We start from the raw sequence: 15,213 nt of genomic DNA on the forward strand, positions 1-15,213 counted from the left end.
ACCTCAAGTATTTGAGGGATGGACTAGACGCACGGGTGCCTTGACCGTAAACGCCGTATTCGCATAGTTGCTCCACTGTCATCGAGGCAAGCCAACATCAGAAAGGCTTGCCCGAGTTTGAGGAGAGCAGTTGTGAACAAGAACCTGGCACGCCGGTCCCGGCGCGGTATTTTTGCATTTTCAGCGATGTTAACGGTCATCTTCGGCTTTGGTTTTGCCGAGCAGACAATGGCGCAGACAACCAAAACTGCGTCCGCTGGATCCGGTACGGGTGGCTATATTTGCACCCCTGCAGGTTTCGGTCAAAAATCGAAATGCTATCGCCGCTAGACGCTCCTGGATCAGGATACGCGGCTGATTAAACAAGGGCGCTGACCCTCATTTCTGAGGAGCGCTTAAGCTTTTTAGACTCTCCGCGTTTCTTCGCCGCAGTTGGCGGATTTTCCAATTGGCAAAGCCCTTGGGCAAGCCTGCGATGGCCTGTTCTACCAACCGGTAATGCCCCTTGGCGCTCGCACGCTCCATGAGACGGAACACATAAACGGGTGTGCTCATCCTCACACGCATCAGCTCATGGAACCGTTTATGGGTCATCGTTGCAGTCAATGTTTCTTTGGCTACAGGTCCCAAAATGCCTAACCGCCTTAGGGTCGGAGGGACCTTATGTGTCAGACCTGGCCAAGTCAGCTGAGAGACCTGCGGCCCAGTGAGGCGCTGCGCATGCATGAGATCCTCAGGTATGGTGGGATCATAAATCAAATAGGCTTTGCCTGCAGCTTTTATCCCCTGTGCTGCATCGCGCCACTCAGTTGAGTTCCAATCATAATTACGGCGCGCAAAACGATAGCGCTTTTCAAATGGCGCATCCTCAGCAGAAAGCGATGACTGGGGAGCGAATGCGACGACAGTACATCCTGGAGCGAGAGGAGCAAATAAGCAGGCTGCATATCCCCCCATGGAAGCTCCGTACATGGAAACTGCAGGGTAGCTTTCAAATAAACCCTGCGCACGTAACTCTGAGAGGTAGTTGGTGAGTTCTGTTGAACGGAACCAATCATTTTTCTTGGTCATCACCCCAAGCGACCCCCATCCATTCTTCTGGGCGATGTCCTGCCCCCAAGGCTTTCGAGGATGCTTTGATTTTAAGGAGGCCAGATTGTCAAAACTAACAAGAAGCCGCCGCTTTCCTGGGGTATAGGAGATAACGTGATGCTCAGTCTCGTGATAAAAACCACCTCCTTCGTTGACCTCTCGCTCGATCCTTTCAAAGTTCAAATTGTTTGGAATTACCGATTTGTCAGGGCGGGACTTCGACATGGTTCGCAAAAATTCCTTGTATCTAGTATGGGTCTCAGCCCCTCTAGGCCACACTCTGCGCGCGCCTCGCTGGTCTGTGCTCCAGCCTAAAAGCTGTTTTTTTGATAGGCTCTTTTAGACATTCGCGAATGTTCGCGCGCTGCTTTACTTATTTGACCTGACGCACCGGCCAGAAGGCTTTCGGTCATGCGTGAATGTATGAGGGCACCTAAAAACCATAGACACAAACCAAGTGGGAAGTTTCATCGAGTCTTGATCACCAGAAACTACAAGACGCGGGCCTGAGAAGGAAGCCCGCGCCATCTTTATTACTCGATTACTCGACGTGTGATCGGAGAGCAAACGAAAGAGTAATCAATGACCGAGTTTACGGATCAATTTTATTTCCAGAGGTATTTACGTTGGCCAAATTCTCAACCACGACATCTGCGAAAGTCGTTACCATTGCGGTATAAAAATCAGTTTCTGTAGGCAGCATGTTGATAAACCCTTCCGGAGGAATTGTATCTCCGGCGTAGGCCGATATTTTCACAGGAAAGCTCAATCCTGCATTTTCCCCCGACGGGCTAGTGATATCAACAACACCCTCTAGCTCATTGAATTCTCTGCTTTCGGGTAGCATAGTAGAACCATTCAGAGAAATCTTGCGAATGTCGATCCTAATTTCTGGATCAGCGCTATCGCTACTTAAAGGCACACGCTGAGCCAATTCTTCGCGCAGATCTTCCTCAATGTCGGGATAAAAATCCAACGCGTTGCTATCGGAGGCTGCATCAACAGATGCTTCAACATCGATCTTAGAAATACGAAGATCCTCTGAGGCATATGCCACCGCACTCAGTGCGAGAGTGCTAACGCTAGCTGCAAAGACAATCTTCTTAAGCTGGACAAACATGTTGTACTCCTCAGTCAGTATACTGCAGCAAGCCATTCTTGCGGCAATAGGTACTACTCTGAGAACCCCCTGACCCGTATGTAGTTCCCCTCAAGTGGCCCAAGACCTTCGTCCGTAGTCTGTTTATCTTGCCGAAGCTGTAGTTAACGAGAAGAGTTTTAGGTCAAATTCACCCAAAAGACGCCTTATCCCCGTCACCTATTTTTCTACCTCTAAGAAACCTATCGGACGTCGGTCTCTAGGCGCTGTCGGTGGGTAACCCAAAATGCTATCGGCTTGGCCGCGTTGTCGTGGCGGTGCCGCCCTTCGAACGGAAGGCAGCGAGCCAATCAATCCCAACCGGTCCGGCAATGGTATACTCGCCCGAGAGTCGCAAGCCGCCCTCCAGCAATTCTCGCGCCAACATCCTGTCAGGATTTTCCGGGAAACTGGCTATTGCAGCCTGATGAGCTGAGAGCATCAGTGGTTAATCTCCCAGACTATTGAGAAAACCGCAATTGAGGTAGTTTGAAAGGTCGAACTATCGAACCAGAGCGCAGTCATACTTTAGGAGCGGTCAAATTTCTAGACGGTCAAAATTGGTTTGCGCTCGTGCCAAACGGAGGCTTGTCATCAGGTGTTCAGCTCTCTCGTAATAATGGTTGTTTGTCCTCATCCAGGTTCGCCTAGATAGAGATCAAGCGAGGATCGGGGGAAGCGAACCATTCCACCATCAGAGGTACGCTGTCGGGTGAACCCGTGTCGATTGTAAAAAGCTTCTAGGTCGTCCATCCGCAGGCCTTCGTTGCCGAACGGCTCGTGGACAAGCTCGACGCTCAGGTCCACAGCATCCGAAGCTTTTACAAGTGCCCGCAGGATGGTGTGTGCTATTCCCTTCTCTCGATGGTGTGGCGCCACCCAAATACCGCCGAGAAAGAACCGTCTGTTTCTGAACGAATGCTCGATATAGGCGACATTGTCTTGCGCATTGCGGTAATAGGTGCGGTCTTCGGTATGGCCGGTCTCTCCTTGAAGGCCTGGAACCTGGTTTATCCGTGCGAGAACATCTGCATATTTCTTCCGTGCCCCAACTTGCGATTTATCCTGGGATGATCTGATATCGGCTGTGAGCACCGGGTGTCTGGTTTCACAATAGTCCTGCAAGCCGTGCTGCAGCGCCACTGAGACGAACGCGCGCAACTCGTGGTTCAGTCGTTCGTTTTCAGCTTGAAGGAATTCTGCTGCCTCCAATGTCATAGGCTCGGTGGGGCAACTGCTGCTCTGCTTTCCAATCATACTCGGAATTCCAATAGCGGTTCACATAGTGACGGACATGCTCGTCCGAATTCGTTTTTCGTTCAAGGGCCTTGATCGATGGGCCAACCCCGGTGTGAGCATAAACTACTGTTTTCTAACAAGAGTCGCACTTGAGGGTAGCGCGCGCCGCTGTGAACTCACGTTGAAGCGCAATTTCTGTTTGATCAGTTTATCAGGGTGACGTCACCCTTTCCATCAGGTTCAATCGGAAGACTTCAGCGGGCGTTTGATACCCCAGACACTTGCGCGGCGTATTGTTGAGACGGTCGCAGATCGACCTTAAATATCGATCTGTGAACACCGTGGGATCAGCCTTTCGCGGAAGGTAGCGGCGTAGACGGTTGTTGGTGTTTTCGACCGTACCCTTCTGCCAAGGCGATTTGGGGTCGCAGAACCAAGCGTCGACACCAAGCCCAGCTTTCAAATGCCGCCAGGCAGTGAACTCTGTGCCGCGATCAAATGTGATGCTGCGACGGGCTTCAGCGGGCAGGGGAGATAAGCTATCAATCAGGCCTTCCATTACCGGCTTTGACTGACGATCTGGGTTCTTTAAAACGACAGCGAACCGGCTCACGCGTTCGACCAACGAAGTCACATTCGCTTTCCCAAACTCCTTGCGGAACATCACCAGATCGCACTCCCAATGCCCGAACTGGCTACGTTCGGCTATCGCTTCGGGACGATGGGCTATGGCAAATTCATCAAGAAATCTGCGCCCATGATGCCTGCGGGTTCCGCGTGGCCTGCGGCGTCGGCGATGCTCTGGTAAATGGCGATAGAACTTCTCAGAACGGCCATCTTTGGAGTAAGCATAACGATAGATCGTCTCATGGCTGACGCGCATGGGATGGCACTCTTGCCGCATGCGTCCCGCGATCTGCTCAGGCGACCAACCCGCATCAAGTCCGTCGCGGACTGCCGCCATGATGTCAGGATATCGAATCAACTTACGATGCACCGCGCGGCGTTGTTCGTATCTGTCCTGCGCGTTCACTGCGTGGTAGCCGTTCAGCTGTGGCAGTTCTTCGTCATGATAGAAGTTCCGCCTGATCTCGCGGTAGATTGTTGAGGGCGCGCGACGCAAATTGTCGGCGATCTCTTTGATTGGTATCTTCGCATCAAGCCATTTGGCCAGCTTGCGGCGTTCTTCGAGGTTCAGGTGAGGGTAGCAGCGTCCCATTGATCAACTCCATGCAAGGTTCTGTTTTGATACAGAATTCGCACTTCATTTGTGAATCCACCCGCTACAAAGAGGTTTAGCCGATAATCAGTCTTATGGTATATTAACTATCGCCACAAAGCCGCACAACAAACCCCAACGAGCCCACAACACCGCCATATCCGCCATCCCCGCGCGGGGATCAGCGCCCGAAACGCCGCCCCTGCGCAGACCAAAGGCCCGCTTCATTGCGCCTCGATCTCCGCTCAATAACCCAACCAGGTCAGCGAACGCCGACCCAGGCACCGCCATCAATTCCCGAACCCTGACAAGGCACCTTCAAGACCAACCGTGCGCGTAAAATCCATAGAAGTCTCGACTATGCTACATCAGGAAGCATATAGGAGCCCACCGCTGTGCTAAGCACGAATGCGGTATTAAATATGATGTTAATTGTTACGCTGAGAAAGTCTTTCGTATGGTCCTAAGACCCCTATGTTTTGCATGTTTCACATCTCTCGGGAGCACCCACGCGGTGGCCGCCGACGAATGGGTATTCGGCCTTGGCGGCGCAGACCTGCTGGACAATGTCCGCAAAGAAGCCGTGGCCGTATTGCTCGAGTATCACTCCGACCCGTTTCATACGCAAAACTGGAGCCAGTTTTCTTGGATGGCAACTGCCAAGCTCGATACAACCGACAATCATTTTATCGGCTTTGGGGTGCACGCACTTGCACCATTAAACAACAAAAAAGCCTTCTTGGAAGCCAGCTTTGCGGTCGGCGGATACCACCAAGGGACGTTCCTTGGCAAAAAAGCTGACCCTGTCCTCTTTCGGTCCAGCCTCGGAGGTGGCGTCACGCTCAAGAACGGCAACCGCATTTCCTTAACAATAGATCACCTTCTCGATAGCGATCTGAAAAATGAGCGCCCCGGCAAAGAATCTATCATGCTCCGTTATGCGCGGAGCTTCTAAAGGACGCGAGAGTGCCCCAACAGGACGGTCGAGATCTATCTGGAACGATGCGATGTCATTCAGGGCAGATTGAGCCGATCGCCCCAACGTATTCATGCATATCCTGTTGATCCGCTGGTCGAGAGCTTCATCCGGTGTTTTGCGCCCCAGAGTTTGACGTCGTCGCGCCTTCAAGGCGCGGGCAACAGCGGTCAGCGCGCCAACGCCGTGTTGGTCAATAAGGTTCGTGAATCATGACGGCAAACAAGCATTTAATGGGTCCTGAACCTAGAACAACCAACAATGACCTCAAGCCGCGCAAATCAATCACCCATCCTCATGCTCAGGCACTTTTGTAAGCATCGTGCCATCGCGCTGGTGCTGGATGATATTGTCCACAGCAAGTTGCCCCATCGCCAAACGCGTCTCTACGGTCGCGCTGCCGACATGGGGCAGCAATACTGTGTTCGACAGGTTTTTCAATGCCTGTGGAATGGCAGGCTCAGTCTCAAAAACATCCAAACCGGCCCAACCCAGCTTACCCGTCTCCAGGGCCTCGATAAGGGCCGCTTCATCCACAACTGAACCGCGACTGACGTTCACCAAGGTGCCTTGAGGGCCCAAAGCCGCGAGGACATCGGTATTCACGATGCCTTTGGTTCCTGCGCCACCGGGGGTTACACATATCAGGACATCACAATCCGCAGCCATTTCCACCACATCACGATAATAGGTGTAGGCAACGTCTTTTTCGTTGCGTGAGTGATAGACGATAGTTGGGCTCCACGGGGCGAGCTTATCAGCGATCGCCTGGCCGATCCGTCCTAATCCTAGGATACCGATGGTCTGATTGTCAGGAGAACGCGTCAGTGGCGCTGCACCCAAAGTCTCCCAATCTCCCGAACGTGCCCATGCATCATCGCGCAAGGCCTCTCGGTAACACATCAACATCAGCATGACGGCGGTTGTCGCCACGTCTGAATTCAGGACATTAGGTGTGTGCGATACCATAACGCCTTGCGCGATCGCAGCTTCGATGTCGATGGAGTCGTATCCCACGCCATAATTGCCGATCGCCTTGAGATTAGGCAACGTCTCCATCGTTGCACGTGGAATACCGACGCTACCACTGGTGAGAACGTGCGTGATCTTTTCCGCTGGATAGTCATCAGCCTTATGAATGGTAAATACCTGCGCAAGCTGTTCGCGGATATCGTCTGTAACGTTCGTGAGCAGGAGAAGATCAGACATAATGTTCCTTACGGTTTTGGGACTTAACTATCGCCATTCAAATGCAGCCCACTGTCGAGCGACAACACAGAGCCGGTCATCAGCCGCGCACCGGTAGACAGCCAGAACACATCTGCGGCTACATCTTCAGGCTGGCCAACCATCCGCAAAGGTGCCCGCGCCTCTTGCAACTCGACCCGCGCGTCAAACACCTGCTTGTCCATGCGTTCAACAAATCCGCCAGCAATCAACGCCGGGCAAACGGCATTTACCCTGACCTTAGGCGCCAACACCCGTGCCAAGGACATGGTCAACGTGTTGGTTGCCCCTTTTGATGCTGCATAGGCAATCGAGGATCCGGTGCCCCAAATCGCACCGTAGGACGAGACGATGACCACGCTACCCCCCTCCCCCGCTTTAAGCGCTTCCGCACAGGCCCGCACGATCTGAAATGGACCCGCTGTATTCACCGCTGTGGTCTTCATGAAGTCATCCATCGTCAGCGCATCAAGGTCACCATGCGGAACCAATCGTGTCGTCCCAGCCGAGGAGACGAGGGCGTCGATCCGGCCAAAGGTCTTTGTGGCAAGTGCAGCCAGTTCTCTGCAATCATCGTCTTTGGTAACGTCCGATTGCAACGAGATTGCTTGAACGTTTCCTTCTTTGGCCTCTTCGGCCAAGGCATCAGCGGCGGCTTTCTCACTGTCGAGAAGGTAGCTGAGGACAACGTTCCAACCTTGCTGCATGAAGTACTGAGAGCAGGCGCGCCCAATCCCCGAAGCGCCCCCCGTGATCACAACTGTTTTCGTCATTTTGGCTCTCCTTCGTCGGAATGGACAATCGCGTCTTCATAGAGACAGACTAACGCAGAGAGATCGGCCTCTAGCGACACGGAAAGATGTTCGCCTGCCCGGTCATATACGGCACGCGCTGCGTCGGTCAGCGGTACGTCGGCGCCTATTTCTGCCGCCAATGCTTGTGCGAGCCCCACATCCTTGCGCATCAACTCGATTGCGCCCAGCCGAGGCGTAAAAGTTCGAGTTGCCATGCGAGGGCCGAAAATACGCAAAGGAGCAGAATCCGCGAAACCATCTGCGAGCGCCGGAGCAAGAGCAGTAACGTCTACGCCTGCCTTACGCGCGAAGGCTGTCGTTTCAGCGATGGCGATGACATTTGCGGCGACGATCATTTGGTTGCAGATCTTTGTTACCTGCCCGCTACCCGACGCGCCCATATGTGTCACCCTCGCCGAAACTGCGTCCAATAGAGACCCAAGTGTGTTGATACCTGCTGCCGTTCCGCCAGCGAAAACGATCAACTCGCCCTTTTGCGCGGCCTCGACACCGCCGCTCACCGGGGCGTCGACCCACGCGACACCCAACTTGGCTGCGCGCTCGGCAAAGGTCCGCGATGCATCTGCCGCGCCGGTTGAGAAGTCGGCAATCGCACGCGCTTTGATTGTAGGTGCTGAAAACAGACCATCGGCCCCAAAGGCGATGGTTTCCACAACGTCATGGGAAGAAACGCAAATCCCGATAATATCCGCTTTCTCCATAACCTCAGCGGGCGACGCAGCGCCGATTGCGCCTTTCGCGGCTAATGTAGCCAACGGCGTTGGAGATCTATTCCAAGCGACGACATTGTGACCTGCTGCCAAAAGGCACTGGGCCATCGGCAGCCCCATGTCACCCAACCCTACAAAGCCGATCTTCATCCAATCGGATCCTTCTCCCACACGACATTGCCACTATGGGTGACTGCTCCTTTATCGGCAGGCCCAACCGTGGCTGCGTATTTCTCAAGCAATCCGCCTTTTGCAATTGTTGGACGCTCAACGCGCTCCTTTCGGCGTTGGGCAAGGGTTTCATCATCCACCTGCATGGCAAGGGTACAAACCCCCGCGTTCGCGTCGATGTCGATGATGTCTCCGTCTTTTAGCAGCCCCACGGGGCCATCGCTTGCCGCCTCTGGGCAGACATAGCCGATGCACATCCCGCGCGTCGCTCCCGAGAAGCGACCATCAGTGATCAATGCGACTTTTTCACCGTTGCCCTGCCCATAAATCAACGCGGTAATGCCCAGCATCTCGCGCATGCCCGGCCCACCGCGCGGCCCTTCGTTGCGGATCACGATCACGTCGCCTTCGGCGTAATCCAGCGTTCGGATCGCTTTCAAACAGTCTTCTTCGCACTCGAATACCCGCGCCGGGCCGCTGTGGACGAGCTTTTTCAGGCCAGCGACTTTCAGCAATGCACCATCTGGTGCCAGATTACCCTTGAGCACAACAACCCCGCCAGTCGGCGCAATGGCTTTTACGGTGGGGCGAACAACTTCGCCATCAGGCTCCGGCGTTTCGCAAAGCTCTTCGGCGATGGTCTTGCCTGTGATCGACAGGCAGTCACCATGCAAAAACCCGCCATCCAACAGGGACTTAAAGATCGCAGGCGCGCCACCGGCATAGAATACGTCCCGCGCCAGAAAGCGACCGCCCGGCTTGAGGTCCGCGATCAGCGGCGTGCGGGCGAATACCTCGGCAACATCATCAAGGTGAAACGCAATGCCCGCCTCATGCGCGATCGCAGGGATATGCAGCGCGGCGTTGGTTGACCCGCCTGTCGCCGCAACCACGGCGCAGGCGTTCTCGAGCGATTTGCGGGTGACCAGATCACGCGGCAGAGGCGCGTCGCCCTTCACGGCCTGCATCAACACTTTACCCGCACGGCGGGCCAGTGGCGCACGCGCGGCATAGACCGCAGGGACCATAGATGAGCCCATCAGTGCAAAGCCCAATATCTCTGAAACCATACCCATCGTATTCGCGGTAAACTGCCCCGCGCATGCGCCTGAGGTGGGCAGACAACTGCGGGTCATCTGATCCAGTTCTTCTTCGGTCGCCTCGCCTGCCAGAACTTTGCCAATCGTCTCATAGGTATCGACGATATTGACATCTTTGCCGCCTATTTGACCGGGCAGTGACGACCCGCCATACAAAAACAACGAAGGCACGTTGCAGCGCGTCATTCCCATCATCAGGCCTGGCATGTTCTTATCACAGCCGCCAATGCCAAAAATGCCATCCCACTGGTGACCGCGCACCGTTGCCTCAACACTGTCGGCGATCAGATCGCGCGAGATGAGCGAGAACCGCATTCCGGAATGCGCTACGCTAAGGCCATCCGACACCGAAACCACCGGACATTCATGCGGCGTGCCCCCCGCTGCGAACACACCGGTCTTCGCGTGCTGTGCCTGATCGCGCAAACTGGTGTTGCACGGGCTCATATCGCCACCGGTATGGATCACCGCTACATGCGGATTCGAGATATCCTCATCGTCCAAACCAAGCGCATAGAGAAAGCTGCGTGTGGTGCTGCGGATGATGCCATCACGGATGGTTTCTGAGCGAAAGCGCGGCGTTTTCATGAACGTTGTCCTAGGAAATTAGAGTGTTTGGAAGAGATGGCGGAGCGATCAACTCGTCAAAAGCGCAGGCAGCCATGTGGCCAAATCGCTCCACCAAAGGACCACAGCCAAAATGATGATCTGGATGACGACAAAGGGAATGATGCCGCGATAGATATCTCCGGTGGTCACCTCTTTGGGGGCGACAGCGCGCAGATAGAACAGTGCAAATCCGAACGGCGGTGTCAGGAACGATGTCTGCAAGTTCAGCCCCATTACGACGGCAATCCAGACCGGATGAAACAGAACCGACCCATCGGCCCCACTGAAGGAGAAAAGCACTGGTGCCATAATCGGGGTGACGACGAAAACGATCTCTAGGAAGTCGAGGAAGAACCCCAACAGGAACATGATCAACAGCATGCTGCCCAATGCAATCCACGGCCCTCCGGGGAGGCCTGTGAAGAACTCATTAACCGTTTCCTCACCGCCCAGACCGCGGAACGCGAGGTTGAAGACCTGCGCGCCGATATAGATGGCAAAAACCATGACCGACATATGCAACGAGGCGCGCAGAATAGACGTGAGGACAGATGGCTCATCCGCTGCCTTCGACAGCCAGATCCGCCAAAGGCTTACAGCACTGCCCCAAGTGAAGGCAATCAAGCCAAGAGAGACAATAGCGATGTTGATCTTATCGCCTGAGGTAATTGTAGATTTTGCGACGCGCAGATCAAAGTTCAACACAAAGTAGACAACGATGATCGCGCCGAGCACGGCCACCAACTGCGGCAGCGAAGATCGATCCGACAGGCGTTGCCCCGCCAGCAGGATCGCACCAATTGATCCGATTGAGGCAGCCTCGGTCGGGGTGGCGACACCGAAAAGGATGGAGCCCAACACAGCAACGATCAGCAAAAGCGGCGGGGCAAGCAACAGCAAGACAGGACCAAGCGATACCTTTTCCCCCTCGGCCACCACACTTGGCGCGCGGTGCGGAGCGAAAAGAGCCATGCAAAGGATATAGAGCACATAAGCACCGACAAGGATCAGCCCGGGCAAAAGGGCACCCGCAAAGATATCGCCGACCGAAACCGGATCAGGTGCCCAATCCCCGACATTGCGGCGCGCGGTGATATAGGAGTTCGACAGCACATCGCCGAGAATGATCAAAACCAGCGATGGGGGAATGATCTGCCCCAGCGTGCCAGATGCAGCGATAATGCCTGTTGATAGGCGTTTGTCGTAATTGGCTTTCAGCATGGTGGGCAGTGAAATCAGGCCCATCGTGACGACGGTCGCGCCCACGATACCGGTGGAGGCCGCCAGCAACATCCCGACAATGGCGACAGAGATACCAAGGCCACCGGGCAAGCGGCCAAAGATTTTGGCCATTGAGCTCAGCAAATCTGCGGCGACGCCGCTACGCTCCAATGTCACGCCCATGAACACAAACAGCGGAACCGCAACGAGGACTTCGTTTGTTTCATCCATCAGCCCGAAGATGCGGCCGAACAGGGCCCGAAGGAAGGAAAGGTCGCCCCCTGCAAAAAAGCCAACCTGAAAAACAGCGCCCAGCACTGAAAAGAGCAAACCAACACCGGCTAGCGTAAAGGCGACTGGAAAACCACGAAGGAGCAAGACAATCGCCACCGGGAACATCAACAGGTCAAGATGTGCTATTAATCCGCTCACAGTTCATCACTCACTTCATAAATCGGGTCACTTGAGCGCCCTGTCAGACGCAAGAATGCTTTGATCATCGTCGAGAGGGCTTGCGCGGAAACGAGCACGCAGAAAACGAGCGATAACGCCTTGAGGACATAGCGGAACGGAATGCCATTGGGTTCGAGCGACCCTTCTTTGACCGCCCAAGCGCCAACAACATTCGGGAGCGCAGACCAGCCAATCACCAAGCAAAGCGGCAACACGAACAACAGGCTGCCGAAAAATTCGGTTATATCCTGCACACGTGGGCTGGCTTTGTCATACAGAATATCAACGCGGACGTTCTTGTTCCAAAGCATCGCATATGCGGTGCCCAGCAGAATGGTCATACCATGCAGGTAGACCACCCCCTCCTGAAACCACACTGCGGGAATGCCAAACAGCGTCGACGTCGAGAAAACGTAGCGGGCGATGACGACGGCAAACTGCAAGATCACCATCAACAAAATGCCCCAGCAAATCACGCGCCCGGTAAGGTCGTTCACCGCATCAATCGCGGCGGCAATCTGTTTCATGAGGTTGTCCTTTTCGCCACGAAGGCGGGCCACAATTGCGCCCCGCCGATGCGTTTCTGAAGATTAGATGCCCCAGGCGCGGGCACGGTCAGAGTACATCTGGCCTTCCAGCAGCTTGCCGCAGAACACAGCCTGCTTGAGGTACTCGACATATGGCGCGTGAATCTTTTCGGACATCTCATCACCATCTGGGTAGGCTTCCATCACCTCGACCGAAGCCTTGCCCAATGCGTCAACGACGTCAGCGGGGAATACCGAAGGAGTTACCCCTTCTGCTATTAACTGCTGCAGGGCGACGACGTTGTTATAGGCAAAGGCCGAAGTCGTCTCATCCGCGACAGCAGAAATGACCGATTCAACAATGACCTTCTGCGCAGGTGTAAATTCTTCCCAAACGTCCTGACGAACGATGCATTCCAGACCCGCGCCCGTTTCGTGGGGGGCCGGCATATAATAATGTGGGGCAACCTTGGCCAATCCAAGAGCCTTGTCGTTCCAAGGCCCAACAAACTCCGCCGCGTCGACGACGCCGGATTGCAAAGCAGGAAAGATTTCCCCTGCGGGCAAGTTGACCGAGGAAACCCCGATTTTTTGCATGATCGCACCTCCCAATCCGGCGATGCGCATCTTCAAACCTTGCATATCATCAAGCGAAGTGATCGGCTTTTTAAACCACCCACCGGCCTGGGCCATAGAGCTGCCCGCCCAGAATGGCTTGAGGTTAAATGGCGCATAAGCCTCATCCCACAGCTCCTGCCCCCCGCCATAGCGGATCCACCCCGCGAGCTCGCCCGCCGAAAGGCCGTAGGGCATGTTGGTATAATACATCGATGACTTGATCTTACCGGCTGCGAAATAGGGCGACGTATGGCCCATCTCTGCGGCACCGGTAGATACTGCGTCATTCACGCCGTAAGGAGGCACCAGTTCACCACCGCCAAAATACTCAACCGTCAGCGCGCCGTCCGTTGCGGCGGTAACCTGCTTGGCTATGTTTTCAGCAGCATGTCCAAGCCCGGGAAACCCGCGCGGGAATGTCCCGACCAACTTTAGGATACGTTTGTTTTGCGCCACGGCTGGCGCGGCAAGCGTTAAAGCAGCCGCGCCAAAGGCGGCGCCAGACAATATGGTTCTGCGTTTCATTGGTGATCATCCTCCCTGATGTGAACAAGGGAGATACGCTCGCGCACCAACCTCGTTGCACTCACCATAGGTCGAACTGATTTGGTTCCGCAATACGCAATGTTCACTAATATTCAGTTTCACTTTTCGCAATCATTAGGGCACAGATATAACCTCTAGGCTGCGACCTCCTTGCGGCTTTTGTTAGATGAGGCCTTCGCATGGTAACGTTAAAGCAGTTGGAAGCGCTGTATTGGATCGGTCGCTTAGGAAGTTTTGAGGCGGCCGCCCGGCACTTGCAGACATCGCAGTCAACCATTACCCGGCGTATCCAAGACTTCGAACAGGTGACCGGAGCTGCGTTGTTTGACCGAACCACCCGTGTTCCAACACTGTCCCGCCAAGGCCAAGAAGCCTGCCTACAAGCCGCGGGCATTCTGGAAAGCACCGATCAGTTAGTCGCTGGTTTGTCCTCCCCCGAGATGATCGCGCGGCGTGTCTCCATTGGCGTGACCGAACTCTCCTCCTTCAGTTGGGCCCCCGACTTCATGCGGAAGGTTCACGCCACTTTTCCAAGGCTCGAGCTAGACCTGCGGGTGGGGTCTGCATTCAAGTTGCGCCAGATGCTCGTCGAAAACGAGCTTGATTTGGTGGTGGTTCCTTCCGCGCTTTACCCGCCGGGGTTCACTGTTGAGAAGGTTGGCACCCTAACGACATCATTCTGCGCGGCGCGAGGTGAGTTCCCGCCTGACACCCCGTTAAACTCGGAGCTACTAACCGGAACGCCGCTAATCGCGCAGGAAAATACGCTTTTTGATCAGGTCGTTGCAAGCGCACCTCGAGAAAACAGCCCTGACCTAGGCGGCGTGATTGTCGCGGACGGCCTCTTGGCGATGATTGCTCTGGTGACTTCAAACTATGGCATCTCTGTACTGCCGGACTTCATCCTTGATACGGCCCCATTTTCTAACGCAGTTAGCCGCATTTCGCCAAATCTAAAACCTGACCCACTAGCGTATGTTGTTGTGCATTCTGAAAACACCCGCAGTCCCGCTGTGTTGGCTTTGATCAAAATGATCCAAGAGACGTGCCGATTTGACCAGTTTTTTGCGGGTATCAAACCGGGCGAACCGCAGGGCCATGGCTCATAGGCAAGCGATCACGGGTACGGCAAGTGTAATGGTGGCCAGAAACAGCTTTGGAAGACTTCGTTTAAGAAAGAAAGCAACTGTTACTTGGTTCTGTCACACAACTGGCGAACGGACATCGGTCACTAATAGCCCCTTCCTGATAAAGTTTGCCGTTTCGATACCGTCCAAAGTCGCCGCTGCTGATCGAAGTGACTTTATCCCCGTCTTAGGCCTGCTGGGGCACTACCCACGATCGCGTCAGGGCAACTGGGATATAGCCAAGTTTGTAGTGCGCGCGATGGATTCTGCCCGATCTTTGGATCGCGTTACATGATCCATTCATCGAATGGCTTTCAGGTTATTAATCGAATTGCTTGGCACGTTGAAAGATCCGTAACCACGTGAGCGGAAGTACACCGCAACCCGCTACCGTAATGATTGCAAAGAACCTGGAAACGCTTTCG

General features: G+C 54.6%; 14 protein-coding genes. 3 read left to right on the forward strand and 11 right to left on the reverse strand.

What is annotated here, in order from left to right:
* The first annotated feature begins 132 nt into the window (after positions 1-132).
* Complete coding sequence (locus DSM14862_RS17125; protein ID WP_243254432.1) at positions 133-330, forward strand: hypothetical protein; 198 nt, start codon at positions 133-135, stop codon at positions 328-330.
* 48 nt (positions 331-378) lie between these two features.
* On the opposite strand, the gene DSM14862_RS17130 is transcribed toward DSM14862_RS17125, so the two are convergent.
* From DSM14862_RS17130 to DSM14862_RS17145, 4 genes are all read right to left on the reverse strand, one after another.
* Entirely contained in the window at positions 379-1,317 is a 939-nt protein-coding gene (locus DSM14862_RS17130; protein ID WP_243254433.1) for a hypothetical protein, read from the reverse strand.
* A 367-nt stretch (positions 1,318-1,684) separates the two neighbouring features.
* Positions 1,685-2,212: a hypothetical protein gene (locus DSM14862_RS17135; RefSeq protein WP_243254434.1), complete on the reverse strand. Its 528-nt coding sequence runs from the start codon at positions 2,210-2,212 to the stop codon at positions 1,685-1,687.
* Positions 2,213-2,863: 651 nt separating this feature from the next.
* Complete coding sequence (locus tag DSM14862_RS17140; protein WP_113075777.1) at positions 2,864-3,487, reverse strand: GNAT family N-acetyltransferase; 624 nt, start codon at positions 3,485-3,487, stop codon at positions 2,864-2,866.
* Between the two features lie 193 nt (positions 3,488-3,680).
* On the reverse strand, positions 3,681-4,688 hold the full coding sequence (locus DSM14862_RS17145) for an IS30 family transposase (RefSeq protein WP_243254435.1): 1,008 nt from the start codon (positions 4,686-4,688) through the stop codon (positions 3,681-3,683).
* A 514-nt stretch (positions 4,689-5,202) separates the two neighbouring features.
* Here DSM14862_RS17145 and DSM14862_RS17150 point away from each other — a divergent pair.
* Positions 5,203-5,643, forward strand: coding sequence for an acyloxyacyl hydrolase (locus DSM14862_RS17150; RefSeq protein WP_243254436.1), 441 nt, complete (start codon positions 5,203-5,205; stop codon positions 5,641-5,643).
* Positions 5,644-5,949: 306 nt separating this feature from the next.
* Here DSM14862_RS17150 and DSM14862_RS17155 read toward each other — a convergent pair whose 3' ends face one another.
* The 7 genes from DSM14862_RS17155 to DSM14862_RS17185 form a co-directional block, all read right to left on the reverse strand.
* The gene (locus tag DSM14862_RS17155) at positions 5,950-6,873 is read right to left on the reverse strand and encodes a 2-hydroxyacid dehydrogenase (protein ID WP_243254437.1); all 924 of its coding nucleotides are present in this window, start codon (positions 6,871-6,873) and stop codon (positions 5,950-5,952) included.
* Positions 6,874-6,896: 23 nt separating this feature from the next.
* The gene (locus DSM14862_RS17160; RefSeq protein WP_243254438.1) at positions 6,897-7,664 is read right to left on the reverse strand and encodes an SDR family NAD(P)-dependent oxidoreductase; all 768 of its coding nucleotides are present in this window, start codon (positions 7,662-7,664) and stop codon (positions 6,897-6,899) included.
* Positions 7,661-8,566, reverse strand: a complete 906-nt coding sequence (locus DSM14862_RS17165; RefSeq protein ID WP_243254439.1) for an NAD(P)-dependent oxidoreductase — start codon at positions 8,564-8,566, stop codon at positions 7,661-7,663. Before DSM14862_RS17165 ends, DSM14862_RS17160 begins: the two co-directional genes overlap by 4 nt.
* Positions 8,563-10,275: a dihydroxy-acid dehydratase gene (gene ilvD, locus DSM14862_RS17170; RefSeq protein WP_243254440.1), complete on the reverse strand. Its 1,713-nt coding sequence runs from the start codon at positions 10,273-10,275 to the stop codon at positions 8,563-8,565. Before ilvD ends, DSM14862_RS17165 begins: the two co-directional genes overlap by 4 nt.
* 48 nt (positions 10,276-10,323) lie before the next feature.
* Positions 10,324-11,949 (reverse strand): TRAP transporter large permease, encoded by a 1,626-nt coding sequence (locus tag DSM14862_RS17175; protein WP_322790847.1) that lies wholly within the window; start codon positions 11,947-11,949, stop codon positions 10,324-10,326.
* Positions 11,946-12,497 carry a TRAP transporter small permease subunit gene (locus DSM14862_RS17180; protein ID WP_243254441.1) on the reverse strand — a complete coding sequence of 184 codons (552 nt, stop codon included), beginning with the start codon at positions 12,495-12,497 and terminating at the stop codon, positions 11,946-11,948. The genes DSM14862_RS17175 and DSM14862_RS17180 overlap by 4 nt, the downstream gene beginning before the upstream one ends.
* A gap of 63 nt (positions 12,498-12,560) precedes the next feature.
* Positions 12,561-13,640: a TRAP transporter substrate-binding protein gene (locus tag DSM14862_RS17185; RefSeq protein WP_243254442.1), complete on the reverse strand. Its 1,080-nt coding sequence runs from the start codon at positions 13,638-13,640 to the stop codon at positions 12,561-12,563.
* A gap of 200 nt (positions 13,641-13,840) precedes the next feature.
* Here DSM14862_RS17185 and DSM14862_RS17190 point away from each other — a divergent pair, with 200 nt between their 5' ends.
* Positions 13,841-14,770: a LysR family transcriptional regulator gene (locus DSM14862_RS17190; RefSeq protein WP_243254443.1), complete on the forward strand. Its 930-nt coding sequence runs from the start codon at positions 13,841-13,843 to the stop codon at positions 14,768-14,770.
* The last annotated feature ends 443 nt before the right edge of the window (positions 14,771-15,213 follow it).

Source organism: Sulfitobacter indolifex, from assembly GCF_022788655.1.
Taxonomy (GTDB): Bacteria; Pseudomonadota; Alphaproteobacteria; order Rhodobacterales; family Rhodobacteraceae; genus Sulfitobacter; species Sulfitobacter indolifex.